At 71.0% G+C, this 13,375-nt stretch carries 10 protein-coding genes; 7 read left to right on the top strand and 3 right to left on the bottom strand.

Annotated elements, in window-relative coordinates; genetic code table 11:
• The first annotated feature begins 94 nt into the window (after window positions 1-94).
• The 3 genes from ACFYX4_RS26855 (at window position 95) to ACFYX4_RS26845 (ending at window position 3,156) form a co-directional block, all read left to right on the top strand.
• On the top strand, window positions 95-763 hold the full coding sequence (locus ACFYX4_RS26855; protein WP_389338481.1) for a DUF3000 domain-containing protein: 669 nt from the start codon (window positions 95-97) through the stop codon (window positions 761-763).
• A 265-nt stretch (window positions 764-1,028) separates the two neighbouring features.
• Entirely contained in the window at window positions 1,029-1,691 is a 663-nt protein-coding gene (locus ACFYX4_RS26850; RefSeq protein WP_003972894.1) for a response regulator transcription factor, read from the top strand.
• A 172-nt stretch (window positions 1,692-1,863) separates the two neighbouring features.
• On the top strand, window positions 1,864-3,156 hold the full coding sequence (locus tag ACFYX4_RS26845) for a ribonuclease D (protein ID WP_389338478.1): 1,293 nt from the start codon (window positions 1,864-1,866) through the stop codon (window positions 3,154-3,156).
• On the opposite strand, the gene ACFYX4_RS26840 is transcribed toward ACFYX4_RS26845, so the two are convergent.
• From ACFYX4_RS26840 to ACFYX4_RS26830, 3 genes are read right to left on the bottom strand one after another with little or no spacing between them, the layout of a single operon-like run.
• Complete coding sequence (locus tag ACFYX4_RS26840) at window positions 3,134-3,964, bottom strand: carbohydrate ABC transporter permease (protein ID WP_389338475.1); 831 nt, start codon at window positions 3,962-3,964, stop codon at window positions 3,134-3,136. The two genes, ACFYX4_RS26845 and ACFYX4_RS26840, sit on opposite strands and share 23 nt — an antisense overlap.
• Window positions 3,961-4,911: a carbohydrate ABC transporter permease gene (locus tag ACFYX4_RS26835; RefSeq protein WP_389338472.1), complete on the bottom strand. Its 951-nt coding sequence runs from the start codon at window positions 4,909-4,911 to the stop codon at window positions 3,961-3,963. Before ACFYX4_RS26835 ends, ACFYX4_RS26840 begins: the two co-directional genes overlap by 4 nt.
• The gene (locus tag ACFYX4_RS26830; RefSeq protein WP_389338469.1) at window positions 4,911-6,224 is read right to left on the bottom strand and encodes an ABC transporter substrate-binding protein; all 1,314 of its coding nucleotides are present in this window, start codon (window positions 6,222-6,224) and stop codon (window positions 4,911-4,913) included. The genes ACFYX4_RS26835 and ACFYX4_RS26830 overlap by 1 nt, the downstream gene beginning before the upstream one ends.
• A gap of 217 nt (window positions 6,225-6,441) precedes the next feature.
• On the opposite strand from ACFYX4_RS26830, the gene ACFYX4_RS26825 reads away from it, so the two are divergent.
• The 4 genes from ACFYX4_RS26825 (at window position 6,442) to ACFYX4_RS26810 (ending at window position 13,354) form a co-directional block, all read left to right on the top strand.
• Entirely contained in the window at window positions 6,442-8,850 is a 2,409-nt protein-coding gene (locus tag ACFYX4_RS26825; protein WP_389338466.1) for a glycoside hydrolase family 2 protein, read from the top strand.
• On the top strand, window positions 8,847-9,890 hold the full coding sequence (locus ACFYX4_RS26820) for a LacI family DNA-binding transcriptional regulator (RefSeq protein ID WP_389338463.1): 1,044 nt from the start codon (window positions 8,847-8,849) through the stop codon (window positions 9,888-9,890). Before ACFYX4_RS26825 ends, ACFYX4_RS26820 begins: the two co-directional genes overlap by 4 nt.
• 114 nt (window positions 9,891-10,004) lie before the next feature.
• Window positions 10,005-11,225 (top strand): thiolase family protein, encoded by a 1,221-nt coding sequence (locus tag ACFYX4_RS26815; protein ID WP_389338459.1) that lies wholly within the window; start codon window positions 10,005-10,007, stop codon window positions 11,223-11,225.
• The gene (locus ACFYX4_RS26810; protein WP_389338456.1) at window positions 11,222-13,354 is read left to right on the top strand and encodes a 3-hydroxyacyl-CoA dehydrogenase NAD-binding domain-containing protein; all 2,133 of its coding nucleotides are present in this window, start codon (window positions 11,222-11,224) and stop codon (window positions 13,352-13,354) included. Before ACFYX4_RS26815 ends, ACFYX4_RS26810 begins: the two co-directional genes overlap by 4 nt.
• Window positions 13,355-13,375: the final 21 nt, after the last annotated feature.

Raw genomic sequence — 13,375 nt, 5'->3', positions numbered from 1 at the left:
CCGTGCGGGTGTTCGCCCAGCGCGCACCCGCCCGCGTCCCGCGCACGGGTGTCTTGCCCTGCGCGAAGGCCCCGTTCCCCTTAATCTTCCCCGCATGGCTGCGGCTCAGGGACGACTGTCGGACGGCACGGGCGGAATGGACGAGGGGAACGAGGAGGACCGGGATGGGACCAGGTCGGGTCCGCCGCCCTTCCGGGCCGCCGTCGACGCGTTGCGGGCGGCCCGGCTGCGACCACAGATCGAGGTGGAGCCGACGCCCGCCCCGCAGCGGCTCGCGCCGTACGCGTACGCGTTGGAGGCGACCGTCGTGGACGGCGAGCAGGACCTGGCCGACGGCCGGCTGGTGCTGCTGCACGACCCGGCCGGGCACGACGCCTGGCACGGCACGTTCCGGCTGGTGACGCTGATCCGGGCGGAGCTGGAGGCGGAGATGGCCGTCGACCCGCTGCTGCCGGAGGTGTGCTGGTCCTGGCTGACCGGCGCGCTCCAGGCGCGCGGGCTGACGTACGGCGAGCCGAGCGGGACCGTGACGCGCGCGAGTTCGCACTACTTCGGCGGGCTGTCGGAGCGTCCGGCGGCCTCGCAGATCGAGATCCGGGCCTCGTGGACGCCCCGCGAGGGTCTGGGCGGGGTGCCGGACACGGGGGCGCATCTGGCGTCGTGGTGCGATCTGCTGGCGCAGGTGGCGGGGCTGCCGCCGGCCGGTCCCGGGGACGCGTCGGTGGTGACGCTTCCGCAGCGGCGTGATCCCCAGTCCCGCTGACGCCGTCCCTCCCTCTCCCCCTTCTCATTGACCATCTCTTTGTCGATACGGCCACTTTCGATCTCGTACGACACCCACTCAAACCGACTCGATCTTCGGATGATCGATCGCGTGTCCGAATTGCACAGATTGTTACTCACTAGATCGTGATCATTCTCTAAAGGACACCGGGCCCGGTGCCGAAGACGACTGTGACCTTGAAAGCACGGCTCGTCCCGGCTCCACTCCCCATGAGCCGGCCCCTTCCCGCACCCCAGGAGGCCTGGTGTCCGTTCTCCTCGAGCAGCCCGCAAGCCTGGTCGCCTACCGCCCGAACAAGCCCACCGCGATGGTGGTCGTGGCCGACCCGCGCGTCCGCTCCACCGTCACCCGCCATCTGTGGGCGCTCGGTGTGCGCGATGTCATCGAGGCCTCGTCCGTCGCGGAGGCTCGTCCCCGCATCGGCAACCCCCGCGACATCTGCGTCGCCGACGTCCACCTTCCCGACGGCTCCGGCCTGACCCTGCTGTCGGAGACCCGTGCCGCCGGCTGGCCCAACGGCCTCGCCCTGTCCGCCGCCGACGACATCGGAGCCGTGCGCAACGCCCTCGCGGGCGGCGTCAAGGGCTACGTCGTCACCGGCACCCGCACCAACGTCGGGCTCCCCACCCGGCCCGGCGCCGCCCCCATCGGAGCTGCCGCCGCCCGTCTCCACCGCCGCCCCCCGGGTGCTCCGAGCCACCCGGGCGGCTACCGCGAGCTCTCCGGCCGCGAGGTGGAGGTGCTCAGACTCGTCGCCGAAGGCCAGTCCAACAAGGCGATCGGCGTCTCCATGGGCCTGTCCGCGCTGACCGTCAAGAGCCACCTCGCCCGCATCGCCCGCAAGCTGGGCACGGGCGACCGCGCAGGCATGGTCGCGGTGGCCCTGCGGACCGGCATCATCCACTGACCACCGCTCCCGTCCCGTCGACCGACCACCGCTTCCCTCCCGTCGACCGACCACCGTCCCGACCGTCCGCCTTCCCGATCATTCACCGACCTGACTGGTTTACGACCCCACGGCACCCGCCGACGGAACGTTCCGTCGGCGGGTGCCGTCCCCACACGGATACCCTTGACAGGTGACCGACGCCCAAGAAACCGCAGCAGCCAGCTCACTGCGAACCACCGGAGGCGCCCCTCCGGACGACGGCGGATCGACTGCTTCCGGGGCGCCGACACCTCTCCTCGAACCGCGCGAGGGCATTCCCGCGGTGATCGCCGACGAGGCCTCGCTCGCCGCGGCCGTCGCCGCCTTCGCCGCCGGCTCCGGCCCCGTCGCCGTGGACGCCGAGCGCGCCTCCGGCTACCGCTACGGACAGCGCGCGTATCTCGTGCAGCTGCGCCGCCAGGGCGCCGGCACCGCGCTGATCGACCCCGTCGCCTGTCCCGACCTGTCCTCGCTGGGCGAGGCCCTGTCCGGCGTCGAGTGGGTGCTGCACGCCGCCACCCAGGACCTGCCCTGTCTGCGCGAGATAGGCATGATGCCGACGCGGCTGTTCGACACCGAGCTGGCCGGACGGCTGGCCGGGTTCCCGCGGGTCGGCCTCGGCGCGATGGTCGAGGGCGTCCTCGGCTTCGTCCTGGAGAAGGGTCACTCCGCCGTCGACTGGTCGACCCGCCCGCTGCCGGAGCCGTGGCTGCGCTACGCCGCCCTGGACGTCGAGCTGCTCGTCGATCTGCGGGACGCGCTGGAGAAGGAGCTCGACCGGCAGGGCAAGCTGGAGTGGGCCCGCCAGGAGTTCGACGCGATCGCCTCGGCCCCGCCGCCGGAGCCCCGCAAGGACCCCTGGCGCCGTACGTCGGGCATGCACAAGGTGCGCCGGCGGCGGCAGCTCGGCGTCGTGCGGGAGCTGTGGCAGACGCGGGACCGGATCGCGCAGCGGCGCGACGTGTCGCCGGGCAAGGTGCTCTCGGACGCGGCCATCGTGGAGGCGGCGCTCGCCCTTCCCGCCACCGTGCACGCGCTCGCCGCGCTGAACGGCTTCGGGCACCGGATGGGGCGGCGGCAGCTGGAGCAGTGGCAGGCGGCCGTCGACCGGGCGAAGGCGCTGACCGAGGCGCAGCTGCCGCAGCCGGGGCAGCCGGTCGCCGGGCCCCCGCCGCCGCGGGCGTGGGCCGACAAGGACCCGGAGGCCGCCGCGCGGCTGTCCGCCGCGCGGACCGCGGTGTCGGCGCTGGCCGAGGAGCTGAACATGCCTCAGGAGAACCTGATCGCTCCGGACACCGTGCGGCGGGTCTGCTGGGAGCCGCCCGCCCCGGCCGACGAGGAGGCGGTCGCCGCCGCCCTCACGGGACTGGGCGCGCGGCCGTGGCAGGTGGAGCAGGTCACAGCGCCCCTGGCCGCCGCTCTCACCTCGACGCCCCGCGCATGAAGCCGTTGTAGACGTACTTCTGGAGCGCCAGGAAGACGATCAGCGTCGGCAGGATGACCAGGACGGCTCCTGCCGAGATCGTCTCCCAGTGGGCCGCGTAGGGGCCCTTGAAGCGGAACAGGGACGTCGAGATCACGCCAAGATCCTGAGAGGGCATGTACAGGAAGGGGATGTAGAAGTCGTTGTAGACGGCGATCCCCTTCACGATCACGACCGTCGCGATCGCCGGCTTCAGCAGCGGAAAGATGATCTTGCGGTAGACGGTGAACGCGTTGGCTCCGTCCAGACGGGCCGCCTCGTCCAGGGAGACCGGGATCGAGCGGACGAACTGGAGGAAGATGTAGATCGACACGATGTCCGTGCCCATGTAGAGGGCGATCGGGGCCCAGCGGGTGTCGAACATGCCGAGGCTGTGGACGATCTGGAAGGTGGCCACCTGCGTGGTCACTCCGGGGACCAGCGCGGCGAGCAGGAAGAGGGCCACCACGAGTTTCCGGAACCGGAAGGTGAAGCGGTCGATCGCGTAGGCCGTCATCGAGCCGATGAGCACCGTTCCGCCGACGGAGACCAGCAGGATGAACGCGGTGTTCGCGAACGCGGTCAGCATGCCGCCGTCCTGGAACGCGGTCACGTAGTTGTCGAAGTTCAGCGGGTCGCGCGGCAGGGTGAGGGCGCCGCCGTCGTTCGCCGTCTCGGACTCGGTCTTGAGGGAGGTCAGGAAGACCACGCCGAGCGGCAGCAGGACGACCGCCGCCGCGAGGACCAGCGACAGGTACACGAGGGCGCGGGAAGCGGTGCGGCGCGTCATACGAGGTCCACCCTGTCGTCGGGGACGAGGCGCCGCTGCACCCAGGTCACCGCCAGGACGATCAGCAGCAGGACCACGGCGGCCGCGGAGGCCAGGCCCGTCTTGTTGAACTGGAAGGCCAGCTTCACGGTCTGGATCACGAAGGTCTCGGTGCCGGTGGCCCCGCCGGTCATGATGTACGGGATCTCGAAGGCGGCGAGGGAGCCGGAGACCGAGAGGATCACGGTCAGCGTCAGCACCGGCTTGATGCCGGGCAGGATGATGTACCGGAACTGGTGCCATCGGCTCGCCCCGTCCAGTTCGGACGCCTCGTACAGCTCCCCGGGGATGGACTGGATCGCGCCGAGGAACAGGACGAAGTTCATGCCCAGGTAGCGCCAGACCGAGACGCCGGCGAGCGAGGTGTTCGCGGAGACCGGCGTGCCGAGCCAGGCGTGGTCGGTGTGGACGCCGAAGAAGCCGAGCACCGTGTCGAGGGTGCCGCCGTCCTGGAAGAAGTAGAGGAAGACGAAGCCGATCGCGACGCCGTTGACCAGGGACGGGAAGAAGAGCACGCCCTTGAAGAAGTTGCGGAAGCGCAGGTCGAAGCTGAGGACCGTCGCGAAGTAGAGCGCGGCGACGATCTGGACCGCCGAGGCGGCCAGGTAGTAGCCGCTGACGAAGAACACCTGGAAGAGGTCCTCCCGGGTGAAGATCTCCGTGTAGTTCTCGACGCCCGTGTAGTGCGGTGCGGGGCTCACGCCGTCCCAGTCGGTGAAGCTGTACGCGACCATGTTGGCGATCGGCGCGTAGGTGAAGGTGATCAGCAGGGCGAGCGGCGCGAGCAGGAACAGCCAGGGGGTGAGCAGCCGCCAGGTCCGGGCGCGGCGGTGGGCGCGTGCGGGAGCGGCGCGCTTCGAGGCCGGGGTCACGGCCTCGAAGGTCGCCTGCTCGGTGGTGTGCGTCATCAGTCGGCCACGTTCTGCTGGGTCTTGGTCCACTTCTCGCCGAGGCCGGCGAGGAAGTCGTCGAGGCTGCCCTTCTTCGCGCCGCGCGCCAGGTCGACCAGGTCCTGGCGGTAGTCGGGCTTGTAGATGCCGACCTCCGACTCGTCGTCGATCAGCTTGACCTCGGCGCCGGCCGCGTCGTCCAGCTCGATGAGCTTCACGCCCGCGTCCTCGTACGGCTTGAGCACCTGGGGCATCGCGGCGTTCTGGAGCGGGGAGACGGCCAGGTTGTCGCGGTCGTAGCCCGACTTGTCGGTGAACCAGTCGATCCAGGCGCGGGCCGCCTCCTTGTGCTTCGAGTGGACGTTGACGGCCTGGTTGTAGTCGGGGCCGACGGTCGAGCAGAACGTGCCGTCCGTCTGGGCCGGGAACGGCATGAAACCGATGTCGTCCGGGTCGGCCCCGGCCTTGCGGGCCGCGTCCTGGAACTGGACGATCGCCCAGGTGCCGAGCCACTGGGTGGCGATCTCGCCCTTGGCCAACTGCGGCTTGGACAGCTCCCAGTTGGTGGTCGTCGGGTCCTTCTCGGCGAGGCCCTGCTTCACGATGTCGTAGAGCAGCCGGTCGCCGACGCGCAGGTCGGAGTCCTGCGCCCACGGGTCGCCCTCGGCGAGTTTCGTGGTGGCCTGCGGGTCGCAGTGGACCGAGCCGTTGACGTAGGTCCAGGAGGTCAGCGGCCACTGGGCGGCGAAGTTGGTGTAGTAGGGCGTCGCGTCGGTCTTCGTCTTGATCGCCTTCAGGGCGGCGAGGAACTCGGCCGTGGTGGTGGGCCATTCGGTCACGCCGGCCTCGCGCCAGACGCGCTTGTTGTAGACGAAGCCGGGCATCACGCCGACCGGGCTCTGGCCGTAGACCTTTCCGCCGACGGCGCTGAAGTCGGTGAAGCGGTACTTCTTGGCGCGTTCGGCCTCGGTGCCCAGCGAGGCGAAGAACTTCGGGTAGTCGTCCTTCTTGATGACCGCGGGGATCAGCAGGACGTCGCCGTAGTCCTCGGTGTTCATGCGGATCTTGATCTCGGCCTCGTAGTTGGTGAGGGCCTGGAACTCGACCTTGACCTTGGGATAGGTCTTGTTGAACTCGGCGGCGTACTTCTTCATCGTGCCGTCCTGCACCAGGTCGGTGCGCACGGTGAGCACCGTGATGTCTCCGCTCACCTGCGCGGGGTCGGTGGGCGCCTTGGCGTCCGCGCCCTTCGAGGTGCCTGCGGTTCCGGTGCAGCCCGGGAGCAGCAGGGCGGCTCCCGTGACGACGGCGAGGAGTGTACGGCGGTTCATGTGCATCACTTCCGTTCTCGGGACGGACGAGCACTTGCGGGTGGGGGAGCGCGTACGGGGTCGTCGAGCGCGTGCGGGGTGGTCGGGCACGTACGGGATGGCTGGTTCGGCACTCTGACAGCGCTTTCTCAACCGGTAAAGTCTCATTCCCGCCAAGCATGGACAGATGGCGCGCAATGCTGGGGCAGACCAGGGTTGACCGGTTTAGGGAGTGCGCATGCTGGAGGCCACACCGCTCACCGACGGATGGATCCTGCACCACGAGGGAGAGGCGCTGCCGGCCGTGGTGCCGGGCTGTGTGCACACCGATCTGCTCGCGGCGGGGGTGATCCCCGACCCGTTCCTCGGCCGCGGCGAGAGCGAGGTCGCGTGGGTGGGGCGGCGGGAGTGGACGTACGAGACCCGACTGCCGGAGGCGGGGTCCGGGCACGAGCAGACCGACCTGGTCTTCGACGGGCTGGACACGGCCGCCGAGATCCTCGTGGACGGCCGGCTCGTCGGCGCCGTGCGGAACATGCACCGCTCCCACCGCTTCGACGTGACCGGGCTGAGCGGCCCGCTGGCCGTCCGGTTCCGCTCCGCCTACGCCGAGGCGGAGGCCGTGCGCGGCCGGCTGGGCGAACGGCCGGGCGCGTACGCCGAGCCGTACCAGTACGTCCGCAAGATGGCCTGCTCCTTCGGCTGGGACTGGGGGCCGACCCTGGTGACGGCCGGGATCTGGCGGCCGGTGCGGCTGGAGCGCTGGTCGACGGCGCGGATCGCCCGGGTGCGCCCGCTCGTCACCGTCGAACAGGGCACGGGAGTCGTCGAGTTGCACGTCGAGGTGGAGCGCACCCGGGTGGAGGCCGCGCTCACCCTGGAGGCCCGGGTCGGCGACCGCCGGACGCGCGCCGAGGTGGCGGGGACGGGCGGGGTCGTACGGGTCGAGGTGCCGGACGCGGAGCTGTGGTGGCCGCGCGGGTACGGCGAACAGCCGCTCTACGAGGTCGAGTTGACGCTGAGCCACGGGAACTCCCCGCTGGACGCGTGGAGTCGGCGGATCGGCTTCCGGACGGTCGGGCTGGACACGTCCGCCGACGCGCACGGCACCGGGTTCACCCTCGTCGTGAACGGGGAGCGGCTCTTCGCGCGAGGCGTGAACTGGATCCCGGACGACGCGTTCCCCTCCCGGATCACCCGTGAGCGCTACCGGGAGCGGCTGCGGCAGGCCGCCGACGCCGGGGTGGACCTGGTCCGGGTGTGGGGCGGCGGGATCTACGAGAGCGAGGACTTCTACGACGCCTGCGACGAGTCGGGGCTGCTGGTGTGGCAGGACTTCCCGTTCGCGTGCGCGGCCTATCCCGAGGAGCAGCCGCTGCGCGGCGAGGTGGAGGCGGAGGCCCGGGAGAACGTCGTCCGGCTGATGCCGCATCCCTCGCTGGTGCTGTGGAACGGCAACAACGAGAACCTGTGGGGGTTCCGCGACTGGGGATGGGAGGAGCGGCTCGCCGGGGACTCGTGGGGGGAGGGCTACTACCTGGGGCTGCTGCCCCGGGTGGTGGCCGAGCTGGATCCGACGCGGCCGTACTCCGCGGGGAGCCCCTGGTCGGGGTCGTGGCAGCGGCACCCGAACGATCCGGCGCACGGCACGCACCACTCGTGGGAGGTGTGGAACCGGGAGGACTACGCCGCCTACCTCGATGAAGTGCCGCGTTTCGTCGCGGAGTTCGGCTGGCAGGCGCCGCCCGCGTACGCCACGCTGCGGCGGGCGCTGCCGGGTGAGACGCTCGCCGCGGACTCCCCCGGGATGCTGCACCACCAGAAGGCGGAGGACGGCAACGGCAAGCTCCGGCGGGGGCTGGAGCGGCATTTCGCCTTTCCCGAGGGGGACTTCGACCGTTGGCACTACCTCACCCAGGTCAACCAGGCGCGGGCGGTGGCCGCCGGGATCGAGCACTGGCGGGCGCACTGGCCGGTGTGCGCGGGCACGGTCGTCTGGCAGCTCAACGACTGCTGGCCGGTGACGTCCTGGGCGGCGATCGACGGCGACGGGCGGGAGAAGCCGCTCTACCACGAGCTGCGGCGGCTGTACGCGGACCGGTTGCTGACGCTGCAAGTGCGGGACGGTGCCCTGGTGTTGGCGGCCGTCAACCAGTCCGGCGAGCCGTGGAAGGGCGCGGTGTCGCTGCGGCGGATGTCCGTCGAGGGGGACGAGCTCGGCGCGACGGAGGTGCAACTCAGCGCCACGGCGCGGACGGTGGCCGAGGTGCGGGTGCCGGCGGAGCTGGAGCCGGTCGGGGCGAAGGAGTTCCTGGTGGCGGACGCGAACGCGGCCGGGAACGCGGGCGCGGGTGGCCGCTCGGAGCGGTTGCGGGCCGTGCGTTTCCCGGTGCCGGACCGCAAGATCCCCTACCCCCGGCCGGAGTTCGACGTGGCGCTCGTCCCGGGCGGTGTCGAGGTGCGCGCCCGTACGCTCGTCCGGGATCTGCTGCTCCAGGCCGACCGGCTGGCCCCCGGGGCACGGGCCGACCGGGGGCTGGTGACGCTGCTCCCCGGCGAGCGGGTCACCATCGGGGTCCGGGGCTGGGAGACTCCCGACGCCGACGCCGCGCGTTCCGCGCTGTACTGCCAGGAGCCTCCTCGATGACCGCGTCCCCGGCCCCCCGCGTCACCATCAAGGACGTCGCCGCGCGCGCCGGCGTGTCCAAGGGCGCCGTCTCCCTGGCCTTCAACCACAAGCCGGGGCTGTCGGAGGCGACCCGGGACCGTATCTTCGCGGCGGCGCGGGAGCTGGGCTGGGAGCCGAACCTCACCGCGCGGTCGCTGTCGAGCTCGCGGGTGGACGTGGTGGGGCTGGCGATCTGCCGTCCGGCGCGGATGCTGGGGCTGGAGCCGTTCTACATGGAGTTCGTCTCGGGCGTGGAGAGTGTGCTGACCGAGCACTCCTGCTCGCTGCTGCTGCGGCTGGTGCGGAACCTGGACGAGGAGGTCGGCCTCCAGGAGTCGTGGTGGCGGGGGCGGCAGATCGGCGGGTCGATCCTCGTGGACTTCCGGGCCGACGACCCCCGGGTGCCGGCGGCCGAGCGCCTCGGGATCCCGGTCGTGGCCGTGGGGCATCCCTCGCTCACCGGGAGCCTGACGTCCGTCTGGACCGACGACGCCACGGCGGTGACGGAGGCGGTGCGGTACCTGGCGGCGCTCGGCCATCGCCGGATCGCCCGGGTGGGGGGCGCGGCGGCGCTCGGGCACACGGTGATGCGGACGGCCGCGTTCGACGCGGCGGCGCGCGGGCTGGGACTTGCGGGTGCGCGCCAGGTCGCCACGGACTACTCCGGGGAGGCGGGGGCGCGGGCGACCCGCTCGATGCTGACGGCCGCGCCGCCCGACCGCCCGACGGCGATCGTCTACGACAACGACATCATGGCGGTGGCCGGGCTGGCGGTGGCCGCCGAGATGGGGTTGAGCGTGCCGAGGGACGTGTCCCTGCTCGCCTGGGACGACTCCCAGCTGTGCCGGCTGACCCATCCGACGCTGTCCGCGATGAGCCACGACGTCTTCGGCTTCGGCGCGGAGGCGGCCCGTACGCTGTTCGGCGTGATCACCGGGGAAGGACCGGGATCGCATCCCGTCCCGACGCCGGTACTGGTCCCTCGTGGGTCGACGGCTCCGCCGGGGGAACCGGGATAGAAGTACGGGTGTGACCTTCGCCGCTCGCCCTTCCGGGGCTGGGCAGCTACGTTACTCAGAAGTAGCATGGTCTGAGCAAGCGCTCAGCGTCCCGCACCCTGGAGGAGAGCCATCGTGCCTCGTACCGTCAGGGACGTCGTCTTCGTCGACGGCGTCCGTACCCCGTTCGGCAAGGCGGGCCCGAAGGGCATCTACCACGAGACCCGGGCCGACGACCTCGTCGTGAAGGCCATCCGGGAGCTGCTGCGCCGCAACCCCGGTCTCGACCCCAAGAAGATCGACGAGGTCGCCATCGCCGCGACCACGCAGATCGGCGACCAGGGTCTGACCATCGGCCGCACCGCGGGAATCCTGGCCGGTCTCCCCCAGTCCGTCCCCGGCTACTCGATCGACCGCATGTGCGCCGGCGCCCTGACCGCCGTCACCTCGGTCGCCGGCTCCGTCGCCTTCGGCGCGTACGACATCGCCGTCGCGGGCGGCGTCGAGCACATGGGCCGCCACCCCATGGGCGAGGGCGTCGACCCGAACCCGCGGTTCGTCAGCGAGAAGCTGGTCGACGAGTCCGCCCTGTTCATGGGCATGACCGCGGAGAACCTGCACGACCGCTACCCGCAGATCACCAAGCTGCGCGCCGACGAGTACGCCGTGCGCTCCCAGGAGAAGGCCGCCAAGGCGTACGCCAACGGCAAGATCCAGGCCGACCTGGTGCCGATCTCGGTGCGCCGCACCAACGCCGAGGCCGGTGAGACGGGCTGGGGCCTGGTCACCGCCGACGAGCCGATGCGCCCGGGCACCACGCTGGAGAACCTCTCCGGTCTGAAGACGCCGTTCCGCGTGCACGGGCGGGTCACCGCCGGCAACGCGGCCGGTCTGAACGACGGCGCCACCGCCTCGCTCATCGCCTCCGAGGACTTCGCCCGCGCGAACGACCTGCCGGTCAAGATGCGTCTGGTCTCCTACTCCTTCGCGGGCGTCGAGCCGGAGGTCATGGGCTACGGCCCGATCCCGGCCACGGAGAAGGCGCTCGCCCAGGCGGGCCTGTCCATCTCCGACATCGGTCTCTTCGAGATCAACGAGGCCTTCGCCGTGCAGGTCCTGGCCTTCCTGGACCACTACGGCATCGCGGACGACGACGAGCGCGTCAACCAGTACGGCGGCGCGATCGCCTTCGGTCACCCGCTCGCCTCCTCCGGCGTCCGTCTGATGACGCAGCTGGCCCGCCAGTTCGAGGAGCAGCCGCAGGTCCGCTACGGCCTCACCACCATGTGCGTCGGCTTCGGCATGGGCGCGACGGTCATCTGGGAGAACCCGCACTTCAACGGAGGCGACAAGTGAGCACCACCACCGCTGAGCTTCTGAAGGGCGCGGCCGAGCTCTTCCCGGACGAGGTCGTCACCCAGGCGCACGTACGCCACCTGGACCTGCCGTTCAACGCCGGGCGCTTCGCCCTGATCACGCTGGACAACGGCTTCGACCACACCAAGCCGACCACCTTCGGCCCGCAGTCCCTCGCGAACCTGAACACCGCGATCGACCAGGTCGAGAAGGAGGCGGCGGACGGCGAGATCGTCGGCGCCGGCGTCACCGGCAAGCCGTTCATCTTCGCCGTCGGCGCGGACCTGAAGGGCGTCGAGCTCCTCAAGGAGCACGAGCACGCGCTCGCCATCGGCAAGGGCGGCCACGAGGTGTTCAAGCGCCTCGCCGGCCTCGGTGTGCCGACCTTCGCGTACTACAACGGCGCGGCCATGGGCGGCGGCGTCGAGGTCGGCCTGCACTGCACCTACCGCACGGTGTCCGCGGCGCTGCCCGCCTTCTCACTGCCCGAGGTCTTCCTCGGCCTGGTCCCCGGCTGGGGCGGCTGCACGCTGCTGCCGAACCTGATCGGCGCCGACAAGGCCGTCTCGGTGGTCATCGAGAACTCGCTCAACCAGAACAAGCAGCTCAAGGGCGCCCAGGTCTACGAACTGGGCATCGCCGACGCGCTGTTCGAGGGCGCGGACTTCCTGGAGCAGTCGCTGCTGTGGACGGCGTCCGTCCTCAAGGGCGAGATCGTCGTCGAGCGCCCGGCGATCGACCGCGGCGAGGCCTGGGACCAGGCCGTCGCGCGCGGCCGGTTCGTCGCCGACTCCAAGGTGCACGGCGCGGCCCCGGCCGCCTACCGCGCCCTGGACATCATCGCCGCCGCCAAGAACGGCGACCTCCAGCAGGGCTACGACGCCGAGGACAAGGCGCTCGCCGACCTGATCATGGGCGGTGAACTGCGCGCCGGCATCTACGCGTTCAACCTGGTGCAGAAGCGCGGCAAGCGTCCGGCGGGCGCCCCGGACAAGAACCTGGCCCGTCCGGTCACCAAGGTCGGCGTCGTGGGCGCGGGTCTGATGGCCTCGCAGCTCGCGCTGCTGTTCCTGCGCCGCCTCGAGGTGCCGGTCGTGCTGACCGACATCGACCAGGCGCGCGTCGACAAGGGTGTGGGCTACGTCCACGCCGAGATCGACAAGCTGCTCGGCAAGGGCCGGATCAACCAGGACAAGGCCAACCGCCTCAAGGCGCTGGTGAGCGGTGTCCTGGACAAGGCCGAGGGCTTCGCGGACGCGGACTTCGTCATCGAGGCCGTGTTCGAGGAGATCGGCGTCAAGCAGCAGGTGTTCGCCGAGGTCGAGGCGGTCGCCCCGGCGCACGCGATCTTCGCCACCAACACCTCCTCGCTGTCGGTCTCGGAGATGGCGTCGAAGCTGAAGCACCCCGAGCGGGTCGTGGGCTTCCACTTCTTCAACCCGGTCGCCGTCCTGCCGCTCCTCGAGATCGTCCGCGGCGAGCAGACCGACGACGCCTCGCTGGCCACGGCGTTCGCCGTCGCCAAGAAGCTGAAGAAGACCGCGGTGCTGACGAAGGACGCCCCGGCGTTCGTCGTCAACCGCATCCTGACCCGCTTCATGGGCGAGGTGCAGAACGTCATCGACGAGGGCACCCCGGTCGAGGTCGCGGAGAAGGCGGTGGAGCCGCTCGGCCTGCCGATGTCCCCGCTGGTGCTGCTGGAGCTGGTCGGTCCGGCGATCGGTCTGCACGTCTCGGAGACGCTCAACCGGGCGTTCCCGGACCGCTTCACGGTCTCCGCGAACCTCAAGGCGGTCGTCGAGGCGGGCAAGCGCGGCTTCTACGTCTACGACAGCGGCAAGCCGGAGCTGGACCCGGAGGTCGCCGCGCTGCTGAAGCAGGGCGACTCCGTCCTCACCGAGGAGCAGGTGCGGGCGCGCGTGCTGGAGGCGGTGGCGCAGGAGATCGGGCTCATGCTCGACGAGGGCGTCGTCGCCGAGGCCCAGGACATCGACCTCTGCCTGATCACCGGCGCGGGCTGGCCCTTCCACCTGGGCGGCATCACGCCGTACCTGGACCGCGAGGGCGTGTCGGAGCGCGTGAACGGCAAGCCGTTCCTGGCTCCGGGCGTGGCGTCGGTCCCGGCGTAGCACAACCGCAGTACGCCGCAC

The sequence above is a fragment of the Streptomyces sp. NPDC002328 genome (assembly GCF_042890065.1).
Taxonomy (GTDB): Bacteria; Actinomycetota; Actinomycetes; order Streptomycetales; family Streptomycetaceae; genus Streptomyces.
Note: the sequence above shows the minus strand (reverse complement) of the source record. Positions and strands in the feature narration are given on the sequence as shown.